Origin of the sequence: Paraburkholderia sediminicola (genome assembly GCF_046027825.1) — a bacterium.
In the GTDB taxonomy this organism is placed as follows: Bacteria; Pseudomonadota; Gammaproteobacteria; order Burkholderiales; family Burkholderiaceae; genus Paraburkholderia; species Paraburkholderia sediminicola_D.
Genome location: NZ_JAQQDU010000051.1, coordinates 17,794 through 35,483, shown reverse-complemented (window position 1 = coordinate 35,483; position 17,690 = coordinate 17,794). Strand labels below are relative to the sequence as shown.

General features: G+C 63.2%; 14 protein-coding genes. 6 read left to right on the top strand and 8 right to left on the bottom strand.

Annotated elements, in window-relative coordinates; all coding sequences use genetic code 11:
- Positions 1–39: 39 nt before the first annotated feature.
- Complete coding sequence (locus PQQ96_RS25350) at positions 40–1,098, top strand: quinone oxidoreductase family protein (RefSeq protein WP_408297776.1); 1,059 nt, start codon at positions 40–42, stop codon at positions 1,096–1,098.
- A 146-nt stretch (positions 1,099–1,244) separates the two neighbouring features.
- Complete coding sequence (locus tag PQQ96_RS25345) at positions 1,245–2,303, top strand: NAD-dependent epimerase/dehydratase family protein (protein WP_408297774.1); 1,059 nt, start codon at positions 1,245–1,247, stop codon at positions 2,301–2,303.
- 27 nt (positions 2,304–2,330) lie between these two features.
- Here the strand turns inward: PQQ96_RS25345 and PQQ96_RS25340 are convergent, their stop codons facing one another.
- Complete coding sequence (locus PQQ96_RS25340; protein WP_408297772.1) at positions 2,331–3,452, bottom strand: LacI family DNA-binding transcriptional regulator; 1,122 nt, start codon at positions 3,450–3,452, stop codon at positions 2,331–2,333.
- 129 nt (positions 3,453–3,581) lie between these two features.
- Between PQQ96_RS25340 and PQQ96_RS25335 the strand changes: the two genes are divergently transcribed.
- The 4 genes from PQQ96_RS25335 to PQQ96_RS25320 all read left to right on the top strand — a co-directional run bounded on the left by PQQ96_RS25335 (position 3,582) and on the right by PQQ96_RS25320 (position 8,594).
- Entirely contained in the window at positions 3,582–4,931 is a 1,350-nt protein-coding gene (locus PQQ96_RS25335) for an LLM class flavin-dependent oxidoreductase (protein WP_408297770.1), read from the top strand.
- Positions 4,928–5,125: a hypothetical protein gene (locus PQQ96_RS25330; RefSeq protein ID WP_408297768.1), complete on the top strand. Its 198-nt coding sequence runs from the start codon at positions 4,928–4,930 to the stop codon at positions 5,123–5,125. Before PQQ96_RS25335 ends, PQQ96_RS25330 begins: the two co-directional genes overlap by 4 nt.
- Before the next feature lie 105 nt (positions 5,126–5,230).
- Positions 5,231–7,534, top strand: a complete 2,304-nt coding sequence (locus PQQ96_RS25325) for a TonB-dependent receptor (RefSeq protein ID WP_408297766.1) — start codon at positions 5,231–5,233, stop codon at positions 7,532–7,534.
- A gap of 79 nt (positions 7,535–7,613) precedes the next feature.
- A complete protein-coding gene (locus tag PQQ96_RS25320) occupies positions 7,614–8,594 on the top strand; it encodes an aliphatic sulfonate ABC transporter substrate-binding protein (RefSeq protein WP_408297765.1) in 981 nt (326 codons plus the stop codon).
- A 65-nt stretch (positions 8,595–8,659) separates the two neighbouring features.
- Here the strand turns inward: PQQ96_RS25320 and PQQ96_RS25315 are convergent, their stop codons facing one another.
- The 7 genes from PQQ96_RS25315 to kce form a co-directional block, all read right to left on the bottom strand.
- The gene (locus tag PQQ96_RS25315; protein ID WP_408297763.1) at positions 8,660–9,325 is read right to left on the bottom strand and encodes a TetR/AcrR family transcriptional regulator; all 666 of its coding nucleotides are present in this window, start codon (positions 9,323–9,325) and stop codon (positions 8,660–8,662) included.
- A 234-nt stretch (positions 9,326–9,559) separates the two neighbouring features.
- Complete coding sequence (locus PQQ96_RS25310; protein ID WP_408297761.1) at positions 9,560–11,218, bottom strand: CocE/NonD family hydrolase; 1,659 nt, start codon at positions 11,216–11,218, stop codon at positions 9,560–9,562.
- 107 nt (positions 11,219–11,325) lie between these two features.
- On the bottom strand, positions 11,326–12,651 hold the full coding sequence (locus PQQ96_RS25305) for an MFS transporter (RefSeq protein ID WP_408297759.1): 1,326 nt from the start codon (positions 12,649–12,651) through the stop codon (positions 11,326–11,328).
- A gap of 83 nt (positions 12,652–12,734) precedes the next feature.
- The gene (locus tag PQQ96_RS25300) at positions 12,735–13,730 is read right to left on the bottom strand and encodes a quinone oxidoreductase family protein (RefSeq protein ID WP_408297757.1); all 996 of its coding nucleotides are present in this window, start codon (positions 13,728–13,730) and stop codon (positions 12,735–12,737) included.
- Positions 13,727–15,307, bottom strand: coding sequence for a phytoene desaturase family protein (locus PQQ96_RS25295; protein WP_408297755.1), 1,581 nt, complete (start codon positions 15,305–15,307; stop codon positions 13,727–13,729). The genes PQQ96_RS25300 and PQQ96_RS25295 overlap by 4 nt, the downstream gene beginning before the upstream one ends.
- 170 nt (positions 15,308–15,477) lie before the next feature.
- Entirely contained in the window at positions 15,478–16,629 is a 1,152-nt protein-coding gene (locus PQQ96_RS25290; protein WP_408297754.1) for a porin, read from the bottom strand.
- A gap of 89 nt (positions 16,630–16,718) precedes the next feature.
- Positions 16,719–17,648: a 3,5-dioxohexanoate:acetyl-CoA acetone transferase gene (kce, locus tag PQQ96_RS25285; RefSeq protein WP_408297752.1), complete on the bottom strand. Its 930-nt coding sequence runs from the start codon at positions 17,646–17,648 to the stop codon at positions 16,719–16,721.
- Positions 17,649–17,690 lie beyond the last annotated feature (42 nt).

The window sequence follows — 17,690 nt, the reverse complement described above, 5'->3', positions numbered from 1 at the left end:
AACGGCACAAGCCGTTTTGCCTAACAGAGAGAAAACATCATGAAAGCAGTTCGCATATTCGAACATGGCGGGACCGACCGTCTGGTCTACGACGATTTCCCGATGCCCGAGGTCGGCGAACACGACGTACTGGTACGGGTGACCGCGACCACAGTCTCGCGCTGGGATATCAAGTACCGTATCGGTGAAATGAAAGGCGCCTTGCCCGGACGCAGAATGTTTCCGCTGCCGATGCAGCCGGGCCGGGACGCGGCCGGCGTGGTCGAGGCCGTGGGTACGTCGGTGCGCCTGTTCCGTCCGGGCGACCGTGTGGTCGGCCTCGTGCATCCGGCCAACCCGATGTCGCCGATGACGATTCGCGGGCTCAGCAACCTCTCTACCGAAATCGATTATCCGGGCCATACGATGTTCGGCGGCAACGCTCAGTATGTGGCCCGTCCAGAGTCTTACTGGCTGCCCCTGCCCGACGGGGTGCCAGAGCCGCTGGCGGCGGCCGCCATGTGGTCGTACGCGACCTCGCATCGAATTCTGAATGAGCGGTTGCAAGCGCGCATCGGCGACACCGTGCTCGTGGTCGGCGGCTCGGGCGGGATGGGTTCGGCCACGCTCGATCTCGCGAGAGTGATGGGTGTGCGTACGGTTGCCGTGACCCGATCCGAACGCAAGAGAGGGTTTCTGAAGTCCCTGGGTGCTTCGCACGTCCTGATCGTGCCGGGCGACAACGTGGTTACCGAGATTCGCGCGGCAGGCGATACGTTAGGACTCGATGGTGCAGTGGACTACAGCGGCGACCCCGTCATGCAACGCCTCTGTGTAGACGTGCTGCGTCCGGGCGGCACGCTGGTGCCGGTTGCCGGCGAAGGCTCGGCCAGTCCGTTGCCGATCACCGCCGCCGACTGCGTACGCCTAGAATTGAATATCCGCGGCGCACGGGCTTCGACGCTGCACGATCAGCGCACAGTGCTGAAGCTGCTGGCGCAAGGCGCGATCCGCCCGGCCATTCACGCAACCATGTCCTTGTCCGAAGTGCGCGCCGCGCAGTCGTTGCTCGACAGCGGCGACGTATCGGGACGCATCGTGCTGGACCCATGGGCGTAAGCACGTCGAAGTGCGAGACGCGAGTCGCGATTCAGCAAGCGCGGCGGCGTAAATACAACGGAGTGCCAACTGAAGCGCTTTCCTGGTGACATCGCGCGCTTCGACTGCCATCATGCCTGCCATTGTTTCTAACCGGGTTGGCAAACATGAACATCGACAAAGGCATTCCGATTCTGGTCACGGGCGCGACGGGCTACGTCGCCGGATGGCTGGTGAAGCGGCTTGTGGAAGAAGGCTTGACCGTCCACGCGCCCGTGAGAGACCCCGGCGACGCGGGCAAACTGCAGTACCTCAACGAGATCGCCGCCAGCGCGCCGGGGAAGATCCGCTACTTCAAGGCCGACCTGTTGCAGCCCGGCTCTTATGAGCAGGCCATGACCGGATGCCAGACGGTGTTCCATACCGCGTCGCCATTCAGGATCGACGTCAAGGACGCGCAGAAGGAACTGATCGAACCCGCCCAACTTGGCACCCGCAACGTGCTGGAAACGGCCAACCGGACTCCCTCGGTCACGCGCGTCGTGCTGACCAGCAGTTGTGCGGCGATTGCCGGGGACAATGCCGATCTGGACAACACGCCCGGCCGGATATTTACAGAAGAGGTCTGGAACACCAGTTCGTCCCTCGTGCATCAACCGTATTCCTATTCCAAGACGCTGGCCGAACGGGAAGCCTGGAAAATCGCCGGCTCGCAGAATCGCTGGCGTCTGGTGACGATCAATCCATCGCTCGTGATCGGCCCGGGCATCAATCCGAACGGCACCTCCGAGAGCTTCAACATCATTCGGCAGTTCGGCGACGGTACGATGAAGATCGGCGTGCCGAATCTCGGCCTGGGTGTGGTGGATGTACGCGACGTGGCCGAAGCGCATTTCCGCGCGGCCTTCAACCCAGAGGCCAACGGTCGCAATATCACCTCGGGCCACAACACCAGCTTGCCGGAGTTGGCCGCCGCCCTGCTGGAGCGCTACGGCAAGGACTACCCCATTCCCCGGCGCACGCTCCCCAAATGGTTGGTGTGGTGGGTTGGGCCGATCGCCAACAAGGCGCTGACCCGGAAGATGGTTTCGCTGAACATCGGCCGTCCTTGGATAGCCGACAATAGCCGCAGTCGCAATGAGTTGGGGATCCACTACCGGCCACTCGCCGACTCGATGAACGAGTTCTTCCAGCAACTCGTGGAGACCGGCCAATTCGCGAAGTGAACCGCGTCGCGATCAGGGGGCTGAGTGTCAGGGCGTTAGCTTGCCTCTCGCCCACCCGGTACTTTCTCGCTCGACCAGTTCACACGCCAGCTTGTTGAGCCTTCGATCCCGCGCGATAGGCTGGCGGGGCGTTTCGCTCTCCACCACTTCGAAGATCCGCTCGGCGGCCAGCAAGCCGATGGTGCCGGCCGGCGGTCGAATGGAGGTGAGCCCCGGCGTCATCATTTCCGACAGGGCGAAGCCGCCGAAGCCGATCATCGCACAGTCGCCCGGCACGCTGATATTCATGCCCGGCGCTGCCAGCAACGCACCGGCGGCGAGGTTGTCATTGGCGAAGATGATTGCGTCGGCAGGCTGCTCACACTTCGCGAGCGCTTCGAGCGCCTGCTTGCCGGCGTGGAACGGCGATGTTGCGTTAGGCGTGAACGTCAACGGCTCGCGCCCGAGTTCCCGCATCACCTCGATATAGCCGTCGCGACGGTCAAGCGTGTGAAGATCCCCCGCCACGCTGGTCAGCGCGTAGGCGATGCGCCGATACCCTCTCTCGACCAGATGGCGCGCGGCAAGACGCCCGACGTCGGCCTGCGAGAAACCGATCTGGATAGGCTCGCGGTCTGCCTGAAAACTCCACGCCTCGATAATCGGAATATGGGCGCGCGCGATCATTTCTTCCGTCGCCGCCGAATGATGGGCCGAGGTCAGCACCAGTGCCGCTGGCGACCAGCCAAGGAAGGCCCGCACGGCATTCTCCTCGAGCGTTTCCGAAAAATAGCTCGACGCGAGCAGCAGTTGATAGCCGCGCGCCGTCACCGCATCGCTAAAGGTCTGAATCGTCTCCGCGAAAATCGGCCCGGAGATGTTCGGAATCACCATGCCGATGACGCTGCTGGTTGCAGAAGCCAGCCCGCCTGCGACCAGGTTGGGCACATAGCCCAACTCGTCGACCGCTTGCCCGATGCGCTCGCGTAAATCGCCCGACAAGCGCTCCGGCTTCTGGAAATAGCGCGACACGCTGATCTGCGAGATGCCTAGGTGCTCAGCCACATCGCGCAGCGTCATCCGGCCCGTGTTGCGCCGGTGCCGCACACGCTCGTCTTCGCGCGCCTGGGTTTGCTTAGGCAAATCCAGCATATCGTCCGCTTTTTTCATTCGTTGACCAAGCTCAATAGTTTGGAGAGACTTCGCGTATGTTAGCGCTAACCATTCATCCGCGTCCATCGCGGACCGAGGTGGTTGCTGCGCAGGGTAGCGGATTCAAATGAACTCGTCAGGATCACCATGAAGAAAGCTGTTCGTAAGATGCACCTGAATTTGTTTCTGGCAGAAACCGGTCATCATGTCGCGGCGTGGCGTCACCCGTCGGTTCAGGCGGATGCAGGCACGGACCTGCGCGCATTCGTCGAACTGACGCGAATCGCGGAACGGGCGTGCCTCGACGCGATCTTTCTGGCCGACAGCGTCGCCGCCAATGTCGCGCCGGGCGCCAGCCGCGCGGCGCGCTCTGACCGGCTGGACCCGCTCACGCTACTGCCCGCGCTTGCCGCGGTCAGCGAGCGCATCGGCCTGATCGCCACGGCGACGACGAGCTACAACGAGCCGTATCACATCGCCCGCAAGTTCGCTTCGCTCGATCATCTGAGCGCAGGCCGCGCGGGCTGGAACCTGGTCACCTCGGACAACGCGGCCGAAGCGCAGAACTTCGGCCGTAGCGAACACATTGGCCATGAGGAACGCTACGAACGTGCCTATGAGTTCCATCAGGTCGTCAGCGGGCTATGGGACAGTTGGGACGACCACAGCTTCGTGCGCGACAAGGCAAGCGGCCTCTACTATGACGAAGCGACGCTGCGCGTGCTCGATCACCGCGGCAAGCACTTCACCGTCAAGGGCCCGCTGAACGTTCCGCGCTCGCCCCAAGGCCGGCCCGTGGTCGTGCAAGCCGGATCGTCGGAGGCGGGCCGCGTGCTGGCCGCCCGCACGGCGGACGTGGTCTTCACCGCGCAACTGGAACTGGCGGCCGCCCAGGCGTTCTATCGCGACATGAAAGCGCGCGCGGCCGCCCATGGACGGGCGCCCGATGAACTGAAAATTCTGCCCGGCCTGTCGGTCGTCGTCGGCCAAAGCGACGCCGAAGCGCAGGATCGCTTCGACGAACTGCAGTCGCTCGTGCCGCCCGAGGCGGGCGTCGCGGCGCTGTCGCGAATGATCGGCAACTTCGATCTGTCCGGCTATCCGCTCGACGGCCCGCTGCCGGAGCTACCGCAAACGGAAACGGGTCAACAGAGCCGCCAGGCGCTGCTCACGCGCCTCGCGGGCAGCGAAAACCTGACGATACGCGAGTTGTACCTGCGCATCGCCGCGGGACGCGGGCATCTGCAGATCGTCGGCAGCGCGCGGACGGTAGCCGACGCCATGCAGGCCTGGTTCGAAGCCGGCGCCGCCGACGGCTTCAACGTGATGCCCGCCGAACTGGCCGGTGGCTTGACGCAGTTCTGCGAGCGGGTGGTGCCAGAACTGCAACGGCGTGGACTGTTCCGCACGCACTATGCGGGCACCACGCTGCGCGAGCATCTCGGTCTGCGCAGACCGGTTCGTGTGTCGCATGGTCCTGATCAGAGGGCAGCGTGAGTGCCCTACCGTCCGGCGCCAGCGGGGCAGTGAAGAACTGGCTGTTCGTCCCGGCGAAACGCGGCGCGACCGCGATCGACGGCTGGGGCAGCGAAATCAGCATCACGCCACTTGTCGACGTAATGCTGGTCCTGGTGGTCGCATTCATCGTGCCCGGGCGCCACAGGCAGACGCAGAACCGCTCCACCCACTGACAGGCAATGCCCTGGCCCGATAACCTCATCATCCACTCAATATAATTAGGCATGCGTAGCAAATACTTAAAACCACAAAACAGCCGCCTCGACGGACGACGGAAAATGATCGTCGCCGCGACATTGTCAACCGTCGCGACACTCGCGCATGCGCAGGCCGAGCCGGCCAATCCGGCCAACCCCCTCAATCCCGTCAGTCCGGCCGCAAGCGCGTCGGTCAGCAAGCCGGCCAAACCTGCCGGGAGCAGCGCGGCCGACGCCACGCTTGCCACCGTCACGGTCACCGCAACACGCCGCAGCGAGCCACTGCAGAAAGTGCCCGTCGCGGTCAGCGTCGTGACCAGCAAGCAACTCGAACTGTCGGGCAGCAACAACATCCAGTCGCTCGAAACCCAGGTTCCGGAACTCGCGTTCAAGCCTTCGCTGTCCGGCAAGGACACGATCATCACGATTCGCGGCATCGGCACCAATTCGACCTCGCAGGGCGTCGAACCGGCCGTGTCGACAGTCGTCGACGGGGTGGTCTACGAACGCCCCGGTCAGGCCACGCTCGACCTGCTCGACGTGGACCACGTCGAGGTGCTGCGCGGCCCGCAGGGCACCCTGTTCGGCAAGAACTCGACCTCGGGCGTGATCAACGTCGTCACGCAGGATCCCTCGAAGACGCCGACTGGCTACATCGACACGCAGGTCTATCAGGGCGGTGAACAGCGGGTGCGTGCGGGTGTTAGCGGCACCATCATTCCGGGTCTGCTGACCGGCTCGTTCACTGCGCTGTATGGCCGTTACGACGGCAACGTAAAGAACGTCTATAACGGCGAAGAGATCAACGGCTACAACCACAAAGGCTTTCGCGCCAAGTTCGTGCTGACCCCGACCCCCGACGTCAAGGCGACCTTCATTGCCGACTACCTGTATTCACACGATTCGTTCGCGGCCGGCGTGATCGGCAGCGCCAATCCGCTCTACACCGCCGCGCTGGCGCCGGTCGTGCCGAGCCTGCAGAACCGCGACGTCAATTATCGCAACGGCCCGGCGGAACTGGACACCAACTGGGGCCTGTCCGCCCAGGTGGACTGGAACATCGGCCGCGGCTATACGTTGTCGTCGATCTCCGCGTACCGGCAGTGGCTCAATGAACAGATCACCGACGAAGCATGGGTGCCGACTGCCTACACGCAGATTCCAGCCGTCAACGACGTCGGCACGCTCGGCTTCACCCAGCTCTCGCAGGAGCTGCGGCTCACGTCGCCGAAGGGTGGCTTCTTCGACTACGTCGCGGGTCTGTACGCACTGCACGGCCAGACCGACGAAGCCTACACCCGCAACGTCGGCACCTGCATCAGCTCGACGTTGCCCAGCGTCGCGCCAGGCCTGACGCCCTGCTCCAGCGTGACCGCGAACAAAGGCACCGCGCAGTTCGACACGATGACGAACAACCTGTCGGCGTATGGCGAGGGCACGTTCCACTTCACCCCGAGGCTGCGCGCGATTCTCGGCGCGCGCGTGACGCACGACGAAATCAGCTACGATTTCTCGCGCGTGTCGACCGCGCCGATTGCCATACCGGGTGTGAATCCGACCTTCGGATCGTCGGGCTCGACCTCGGACAACGGACTGTCGGGACGCACCGGCCTGCAGTTCGACCTGACGGAAAACGTGTTGCTCTATGCAACGTACGCGCACGGCTACAAAGGCCCGGCGATCAACACGTTCTTCAACATGCAGCAACGCGATACCACCGCGCTGAAGCCCGAGGAATCGAACTCGTATGAGATCGGCGTGAAGGCGCAGACGCCGGATCGCCGCTGGACCGCGAATCTTGCGCTGTACGACGTGCACTACCAGAACTACCAGGCGAACTTCTTCGACACGGTAGCCGGGCAGGTCGTCACACGGCTGATCAACGCGGGGACGGTGTCGACCAAAGGCATCGAACTCGATCTGGGTGCGCGGCCCATCACAGGCCTTACGCTAAACGGCGGACTTGCGTTCACCGACGCGCGCGTCGGTACCTTCCAGTGCCCATCCGGCGCGCAGGCGAGCTGCAATGTCGACGGCACGCGGCTGCCGTACGCCCCCGCGTTCAAAGCCAACGTGTCCGCAGACTACCGCCACCCGCTCGTGATCGGACCCGAACTCGAACTGTACGCAAACTACTTCTGGCAAACGAGCGAGCAATACTCGCTGCCTCAATCGCCGAGCACGGTCCAGGGCGCCTACGGCATCCTCAATGCAAGCGTCGGCCTGAACTTCGACAACGGCTGGCGTGTCGCGCTGATCGGCAAGAACCTGCTCGACAAATCGTACGTCTCGGCGATGGCAACCGGCACGGGCTTCGTGGCAATTGCCGTGCCGCGCGACGCGGATCGCTACTTCGGCGTGCAATTGCGCAAGGACTTCTTCTAGCCGCGCGATTCCTCCGCCGTTCATCTATTCCCGCCGCGACGGCGGCGTGGTTTCAACTCCTACACTACGGATACCCACCATGATTTCATTGACCCGATTCTGGTCGCCCGTCTGGCGCTCGCTCGCCGCCGCCACGCTCGTGGCAGGTGCGCTGAGCGCAGGCTCTCTCGCGCGCGCCGCCGACACGCACGTGCTTCACATCGGCTATCAGAAAGGCACGCCGTTGACGTTGCTGAAAGCGCAGGGCGTGCTCGACAAGGCGCTCGCGGCGAAGAACTACACCGTGAGCTGGATCGAATTTCCTGCCGGCCCACCGCTGCTGGAAGCGATGAATGCCGGCGCGATCGACCTCGGCTTCACCGGCGCACCACCGCCGATCTTCGCGCAGTCCTCAGGCAGCCGCGTCGCCTATCTCGCCGCCGAACCCGCCGGCCCGCACAACGAGGCAATCATCGTGCGCGCGGATTCACCGCTGAAGACCATTGCCGATTTGCGCGGCCATACGGTTGCTGTCACGCGCGGCTCCGGCTCGCATTACCTGCTCGTCGCCGCACTCGAAAAAGTCGGACTGACGGCCGCCGACGTGCGGCCGATCTTTCTGAACCCGGCCGATGCGCGCGCCGCATTCGAGAACGGCAAGGTCGACGCTTGGGTCATCTGGGATCCGTATCTGGCCGTGGTCCAGCAGGCTATCGGCACCCGCACGATCGCCGATTACGCGGACGGCATCGAGCAGCCGTACTCATTCTTCCTCGGCTCTCCGGATTTCCTCGACGCGCATCCGGATATCGTGCAGACAGTATTCCGCGAGGTGCTGAAGAACGACGCGTGGGTGACGCAGCACATGGACGAGACGGTCAAACTGATTTCGGGGGAAACCGGTGTGCCTCAATCGACAGTGAGGTTCTTCTTCGCCCGTTCGAAGTTCGGCCTGCTGGCGCTCACGCCTGCGGTTGTCGCTTCGCAGCAGCGCGTCGCCGACGTGTTCTATCAGGCGAAGCTCATCCCGCGTCCGGTGCGGATCGCGGACGCGGCCCGCCCGCTGGCTTTCGAGCACTGACGAACCGTAGCTTGCGCCGCAGTGAATGTCCTGAGCCACTCGACTCTACTGCGCCGCGCGCCCCGCTACGCGGGGCCCTTCTTTTCGGCAGGCTCACAGCCATACAGCCGCATGAAAAGCGCGACGCCACGCGCAGCCCGCTCGCGAATCTCGTCGATTCCTGGCGGCGGCCGGTAACGAAACGTCGTCTCCAGACGCAGGAACCCCTGCCACAGTCCGACCAGATCAGATGCCGCTTCGACCGGATCGTCAACGGCAACGCGGCCGTGAGCAACGCCGCTTCTGATCAACTCGACCAGAATGTCGCGATTGCGGCCCGGCCCGACTTCGAAAAAACGGCGCGCCATGGCGGGATGACTTTCGGCTGCGACGGCAATCAGACGCTCCAGGCCGACCATTTGCGGATTCGCCAGAAACCCGAGAATCCTCTCGCCAGCACCGAGCAGGGCCGCTTCGAAGTCCTTGCCGCGCGCTTCGGCAAGGTAATCGTTGGAAACGATGCGCTCCGATTCCTGCGCAATCACGGCCTCGATCAACGCATCGCGGTCGGTGAAATTGGCATAGAGCGTGACCTTCGACACGCCAGCCTGCGCCGCGATTTCGTCCACCGTCACGCCATCGGGCCCGAATCGCAGGAACAGGTCACGGGCGGCATTGAGCAGCGCCGCGCGCTTGGCGGGGTCTTTAGGGCGGCCGCGCGGCGCCGTTTGCGTAGCTGGCGCGCGCTTCATCGGCGGGTCCGCCGTACGGCTTCGCGGCCGCGCGACATGCAGAAAGTCAAAAGATTTCTAAGTGGCATAGTTCAGTGTCGTTAAGCGCAACGCGGCCGCTCGACTGACCGGCGCTGTCGCAGACGTACTTTACGTCAGCAGACAGGGCATGGGGCAACTTGCCATGCCGCGCGGCAAGTTGCCCCGTGAAAAACGGCCGAGAGCGACCGCTTTCGTCAACCGGCTACGCCGCGCTCAAGCGCTGTCGGCGAGCGAGACGGACTGTCCACCGACCACCGGCAACAATAGCCGCGACAGATGAGCCGGGCCGTGGTGCAGCGTGTCGGTGCCGACCATGTCCGGCGTGAACGCATGCGTGAACTGCTGGTCGGTCAGCGTCGAATCACCACATGCGATCTCCAGCCGGATCCGCGAGCCGCGCCGGAAGCGATGCGCGCACGGCATCAAGGCGACGCGCAATTCGACCGGCACGCCCGGCGTCAACGGCTGCGCTTCGCGGTGCTGATGGAACGGCGCGCCTTCCGTGCTGCGGCGCTCGTCGAGCGCGCGATGCGAGGCGCGCAGCCAGCCCTTGGTCACCAGCCGTGCATTCGGCTGACGGCCGCTTGCCCGCTCGGACTCCACTTGCGGCAGTTGCTCGGCGAGCCGGGCGATCACGTTCATGTCGGTCCGCGACGACGAAGCATGCAGCACCAGCTCCATCGGCCCGGCAATCGCCAAGTCTTCTTCGAGCGGTGCGGACGTAAACGTCAGAATGCCACGCACCGGATCGAGGCCATGTTCCGTCATCACGACCGGGCCGCCCATCCAGTTGGGCGCAGGATACGCATATGACGACGAAGCCGCCCGCTGCGCGGGCGCTATGTCAAGGCCGCCGTCGTTGACCGATGCGACGCTGCCGCTCGGCCCGTCGTTCAGATACAGCGTGGCATATTTCATGTCGACAGGCGGCCAGCACGATGAACCGTCCGTGATATCGGTGCCGTTATAGGTGAATTCGACATCGGGACGATTCACATACTCTGTGTCCACTCCCTTGAGCCAATGATCGTAGAACGGCAGCAGCACGTCGCGGTGGAATTCCTCCGACGCATACAGTCCGAGCGTCGCCGCGCCGTTCGCCGCACTCATCAGCTTGAGCTTTTTCGGCCCCTTGACGAGGTGATAGCCGCGGATATTGCCGTGCAGGTGGATGTCGCGCTTGGCCCAGATCCCGACCGAATAGACCGGCGTCTGTACTTCTTCGAGCAGGGGCGCAACGATGCGCTGCTCCCAGAAGGAATCGAGCAGCGGATGCTGCATCACGATCGCGGGCACGTCTGTCGGAATGTCGCGCGGACCTGAACCGTTGGCCGGGAATTTATTGGCTTGCCGCACCGAGCCGTTCCACCAGGCGGAGATGAAGTTCGACGCCACGCCGCCTTGATAGGCCCAGCCGCGATACGGATCGATGTTGCCGTCGAACGGCGCGATGCATGCCAGATGCGGCGGACGTACGGAGGCCATGCCCCATTGCGTGACTGCGTAATACGACTGGCCGATGCCGCCGATCTTGCCATTCGACCACGGCTGACGCGCGATCCATTCGATCACCTCATACAGATCCTGACGTTCGCGGGCATCGAGAAATCCGTACTCGCCGCCTGATTTTCCGCTACCGCGAACGTCGAGGTGCACATACGCGTAGCCTTGCTCCAGATACCAGTGAATCGGTCCGGTTTCATGCCAGAAGAACACCATGCTCGGCGGCAGATCGTCGTTATCGTAACGATACGGCGAGGCCGCGAACAGCGTCGGGAATACGCCGAGCGAGTCCGGCCGGAAAATCCGTACGGCGACCTCGACGCCGTCGCTCATGCTGATGGTGACATCCGATTGATCGACGATGCTCATAGTGTTTCAACTCCGGTTAAAAAGAATGTTGGGTTACGCGCCACGCGCACGCCTAGGGGGTGTCGACTCCGGACTCCGGGCTTCGGTCCGCGTGGCGCGCGTCGAAATCAGGCTGACGCGCTCTGCGCTTCGATCGGCGCAGGGGGGCGGCGGTCGAGAAAGCGATACCGGCCGAGCGTGCACATCAGCACCGCCGTCAGCGCGGTGACGGCCGCGAGAAAATAGAGACTCGTTTGATAGGAGCCGGTGTGGCCGCGCGCATAGCCAACCAGACCTGTCGCGATCGCACCGCCCAGTTGGAACACCGCGAATGCCGTGCCGAACAGCGTGCCCAGCACGCGCGGGCCAAAGTAGCGGCGCAATGCGTAGCCGAGCACGTTGAACTCGGCACCGGTCATGATGCCGATCAGCACCGCGCACAGCGCCGCAGTCATCCCTGTCGCGCCGCTAGCGTAAAGCAGCATCGCGGCCGCGCCGCTCAGCGAGAGGATCGGCATCACGCGTTTGACCGCGACCCGATCGAGCAGCCAACCCACGAACAGACGCGCGCACAGCGTCGACACGCCGATCACGGATTGCATGACGACTGCCGACGGCACCGGCATCCCGTTGTCGACGAGGATCGCGACCTGGTTCACCAGCAAGGTGGTGCTGCCTGCGCCGAGCAGCAGAAACGAGATCAGGATTTTCCAGAACGAGGCATCGGCCCACGCCTCACGGACACTGACTCCCACCATCGCTCCGCTGCGCTGAGCCGGTGCCGGTTCGCCGGGCGAGTCGCCCTGCACGCGCGCCGGACGATTCCGTTCGAACACGAAACAGTAGGCGCACGGCCACGCGATCACGACCGACAGCACGCCGACCGCCACGTAGGCCATCCGCCAGCCGTAGGCGTTAGCGACCGCACCGATCATCGCCGGCAGCACGACCGAGCCGATGCCGATGCCGATGTTCGCGACACCGATCGCAAGACCGAGCCGCTGGTCGAACCAACCGGTAACGACCTTGATGTAACTCGACGGCCACACGCCGAAACCCAGCAGCGGCACCAGCACCCACATCAGGTAGAACTGGTTGATGTCACCGGAAAGCTGCGACATCGCGGCATAGCCGAGCCCGAACAGCGGGATCGAAATCATGATGATGCGACGCGCGCCGAAGCGGTCCACCAGCGCGCCCTGGATGGGCGAGATCACCATGATCGAAATCGAAAGTAGCGTAGCGGCCAGCGCGATCGCACCGATACCCCAGCCGAACGCCCGGTGCAGATAAGGCACGAATACGCCGAAGCACATGATCGTGCTCGTGCTCGCACCAACGGAAAGCGCGGCGGTGGCGCCAAACGTGCTTCGCCATCCCGCGTATACACGGCCGTCGGCATCGATGAGATGTTCCCGCGGCGCGGCCTCGGCGCCTATGTCAGCTAGTGTCACGATGTCTCCTCCTGTCATTGTCCGGTCGCGCCGGCCTGCCGCATTTGCGCGGCGCGACCTACCCGCGCAACCGTCGAGCCGGTCTACGGAATCAGCACGATCTTGCCGAAATTGCTGCCGCTTTCGAGCGCCTCGTGCGCGAGCTGCACGTCGGCGAGCGGAAACCGCACCACCCGGTCCGCGTGCGACGGCGCCTGCAGTTGCTCGCTGACGTAGTTGCACGCCACGTCGTCCTCCGGGCGGCCGAAATGGATGTAGCTCGCGAAGTGCTTGTACGTCAGCGACTTCGAGAAGCGGGCCGGCTCGATCGAGCCGAGGCCGGCCGCCTTGCCGGTGATCAGCAATTCGCCTTCAGGCAACAGAATCGCCGCATCCTTCGAAAACGTGTCCGCGCCGATGCTGTTGATCGACAGATGAACGCCTTTGCCGCCGGTCAGTTCGAGCACCGCTTCGGCATAGTCGCGCTCCTTGTAGAGCACGACATGATGGGCGCCGTTGTCCTTGCAGTAGCCGGCCTTTTCCGCCGAACCCGCCAGCGCGATGATCTCCATGCCGTGGGCCCGCGCGAGCCGCGTCAGATGTGCGCCGACGCCACCAGACGCGGCATGCAACAACACGCGTTGGCCGCTTTTCGCATTGGCACGGCCGTGTAGGATCAGATGCGCGATGCGCAGGTTCGAACCATGCGAGACGGCCTGCTCGGCGGACACACCGTTACCGATCGGGAAAATCACACGGCCGAGCTTGAGTCCCTCGGGCGTGCCGACGTTCGCGATATCCGCGGCCACGTACTCCGAATAGCCGCCCCCCATCATGAACGCGACCACCCGGTCGCCCACCTTGTGTGTGGTGACGCCGTCACCCACTTCCACGATGCGACCCGCCACTTCGCGGCCCGGCACATAGGGGAACGCCGGACGATAGACATACGTGCCGCGCCGCAACAGCGTGTCGGCGAAAATCACTCCCGCCGCCTCGACCTGGATCAGGACCTGGTTGCTGACCGGCCGTGGTATGGGCAAATCGACCACCTGCAAGTTGGACGCGTCGCCAAGCCCCTTCAGATGCACCGCTTTCATAGTCCGACTCCTTTCGCCGACGCAACCACTTTCTCGAGACTCGTGCCGAGATCTTCAAGCACGACGCGCGCGGCGTTGCGTCCCGGATGACCTGAAATCGCACCACCCGGATGAGTCGTCGCACCGGTTTGATACAGGCCCTTGATCGGCATCCGGTGATGGGCCCAGCCCGGCACCGGCCTCATATGCCCGTTCTGCGACGGCAGCGACGAGCCACCGTGACATGAGCCTTCGATGTTGTGGAGATTGCGGCGTTCGAGGTCGAGCGGCGTCTTGATGCTGCGATGGACGATCTTGTCGTCGGTCAGATTCGGGGCGACCTTGCGCACTTCCGCGAGGATCGCATCGGCGTACTCGAGGCCGAGTGTGTCCCAGCCGGCTGCGCCAACCCCGGCGAGCTTGTAGGGTTGCGGACCGACGATCTTGATCGTGTGACAGCCTTGCGGCGCGCGCCCGTCGTCGACGACGCTGCCCGTATGCACGACGATGCCGGTACGCGGATTGAATTTGCCGAGCACGTGATCGGCCATGCCGCGCACCATTTCTTCGGCCGAGAACGGCAGTTCGCCGGCAATCGCAATGCGCTCGCCGTCGCGGCACTGGAAGCGCGGCGGCTCGGTGGTCGCGAGATATTGCGCGAACAGCGTGAAGCCGGGCTTGAAGGTCTCGGCGCCGAACAGGAATTCGTCGCCCCACAGTTTGGCCGGCGCCATCTCCACCAGATGCTTCACATGAATGGTCGAGATCACAGCTTTGCTGCCGAAGAAGCGCTCGCCGGACACGGTTTCGATGCCGATGCAACGATCGCCTTCGAGCAGCAGCGAGGCGACTTGCTGACTGCAGAAAATTTCCGCGCCGCGTGCTTCGAGAAGCCGTCGCAATGCCTGCGTCAACTGACCCGCGCCACCCTTCGGCGTGGCCCACCCGCCGAGGTGATTGGAAACGATGCCGGTCAGCAGCGGACGCGCGGACCCCGGATAGTTGACCGGATAAATGGTCAACGATGCCTTGAACAACAAGCTCGCCTGCACGACAGGATGTTCGAAGCGTTCCTTGACGATGTCATACGCGGACAACGACAGGAAGCGCGACAGCTTCATCAGACCCGGGTCCTGGGTCTGCGGCGGCACACCGCCTGGCGTGGTCGCGTCGACCTGGAAGAAATCGCGAAACCCCGTGATTTCCTGGAGCAGCTTCCGGTACGCCGCGCCGTCCGCCTTCGAATACGCTTCGATCTGCGCCACCGTTGCGTCGACATCCTTCATGAACGCGATCGAGTCGCCGCCTTCGAACACCGATACGGATTTCACCTCCGGGTAGATGTATTCCAGCCCGAAGTCGAGCAGACCGAGTTCGTTGCGGCTGATCAGCGGATTCGACTGGATCTGGCTATGCGCCGACGAGCAGGTGTCGAAGAAATAACCCGGAAACAACTCGTCGGTCACGCAATTGCCGCCCACTTCCGCCATCGCCTCGACGAGCCCGACCTTGTAGCCCGCGGTGGCCAGATACGCCGCCGCGATGAGGCTGTTGTGCCCCCCTCCCGCGACGACTACGTCATAGTGCCTGTCTGTCACTTTCTCTCCTCCTCAGGATCTTCTCCTGACTGCCTCTTGAACGATCCGGCCGCGCCGACGCGCCGCCGGACCACACTGCAGCGTGCAATCGATGACCTCTATTTACAATACTAAACCGTACAGTACATTAAATAACTTCACCGATGCATTGCTGATTTCCCCTACGCCGCCTAAAAATCGTGGCGAATGCCGACCATCGTGCCGAATTGCCCCATGCCTTTGCCGGGTGTTGCGGGTCCGCCGCTGGTTACAACATAGGCGGCCTTAGCGCTGTTCTGCAGCCAGCCACACTGCACATAGACCGAACTGCGTACGGATAGCAGGTAAGTTGCGCGCAGCACCTCCATCGTGGCGCGCGTATCTTGCTGACTATTGATGATTCTCTGAACAAGCCCGTCTACGACAAAATCGGGCGCTACCTGATAGGCCGCTTCGAACACGTACTGATTCGACGTCACGCCCGCACCCTGGCCCGACGCGAAGTCGACATGCCGGCCGACCCACAGCGCGGCGAGCTTGAGGTTGCCGAACTTCGCGTAGCCGTCAAGGATGAAGCGGTTGTCGTGATCCGAACTCGAGGTGAGCGGCACCGGTATATCGCCGTTGAACAGGTTGGCCGCGGCGCCTGGGCCACCGTTCTGCTGGTCATACACGAAACTCGCGCCCCAAGCCGGGGTGCCGTACTTGACCATCGCGGACCACTCGCGGCAAGCCTGCGCATTCCCGGGAATACTGCCCGCGCACGTCCCCTCGCCGGGCGCGTTGGTACCGCCCGTAGGCGAGTTGTCCCGGCCGAACGAATACGATGCGCCCACCGAAAAGTTGCCGAAACTGCCGCGGTACACCACCGCGTTGTCGCTACGCGCGTTGGCAATATAAGGATCGAGAGAGGTCAAACCGTACATGCTTGGACCCACCAGATCGCTGTCGATCAAGGTCCAAAGCAGTATGTTGTATTGCCGGCCGAACGTCAGCGTTCCCGGCGCCCCCGAGACGCCGACAAACGCCTGGCGCCCGAAGAGCCGGCCGCCCTGGCTCAGGACACCGTTGCCGACGGAAAAACCCTCCTCGAGGGTGAAGACCGCCTTGTAGCCGCCGCCGAGCGGCTCATTACCCTGCAAGCCGACACGCGACGGAAACTCGCCGGTGTACGACGGCATTCGAAACACGGAACCGCCGGTCGCATTCGCGTGCGTGACGTATTCGACACCGGTGTCCACGGTGCCGTAAAGCGTCACACTTTGCGCATGCGCAGCGCTGCAACAGCCGGCTGACGCCAGCAGCAAGACAAGCGTTTTGACTAAAAGCTTCCTTCTCATCATCGTCTCCTCCATATTTTCGTCGTACTAATTTATTTCATAACACCTTCTTCGCTTATTTCCGTTGCTCGATACAGCGCAAATGCCGCCGCTCAGCGCGGTATTCTGGTTGCTGCGTGACCCTTCAGTTTGAGCATCTCGCGCGTTTCGTCCGGCGTCGCGATCTCCATGGAAAGGGCTTCGAGAATCGTGCGGATCCGCCGCACATGTTCCGCGTTGCTGTGCGCGAGCCTGCCGGGTTCGCCCCATAGCGAATCTTCGAGGCCCACGCGCACATTGCCGCCGAACGCGGCTGCCATTGTCGCCACCGACATTTGCGAGCGCCCTGTGCCGAGCACGGACCAGACGTAGTCGCTGCCGAACAGCCGGTCTGCCGTGCGCCGCATCATCAGCACATCTTCGGGATGCGTGCCGATTCCGCCGCGAATGCCGAACGCGCTCTGAATAAACAACGGCGCCTTCAGCAAGCCACGATCGAGAAAATGCGCCGCGGTATACAGATGGCCGATGTCGTAGCATTCGATCTCGAAGCGCGTGCCGCTTTCACTGCAGGATTGCAGGATATGCGCGATATCGCGAAAGGTATTGCGGAACACGAGGTCGTCGCTGTTCTCGAGGTAAGGTCTTTCCCAATCGTGTTCGAACGACTTGAATCGACCCAGCATTTCGTACATGCCGAAGTTCATCGACCCCATATTCAGCGAAGCGATTTCCGGCTGGAATTCGAGTGTCGGACTCAGACGCTCTTCCAGCGTCAGCGTAGGCGCACCGCCGGTGGTGATGTTGATAATCGCGTCACATGACCCGGCAATGACGGGCAGAAACTCGCGGTAGATGTCGGGATTCTGGGTAGGCCGTCCGCTGTCGGGCATCCGTGCGTGCAGGTGTACGATCGCGGCACCCGCGCGTGCAGCCTCGATCGCGGAGGCAGCGATCTGCGCCGGCGTCACCGGCAAATTCGCTGACATCGATGGGGTGTGGATCGAGCCCGTTACCGCGCATGTCACGATTACTTTCCTCAAAGCCGTCTCCTGGGCAATCAGTTTAATATTTCGTTATACGAA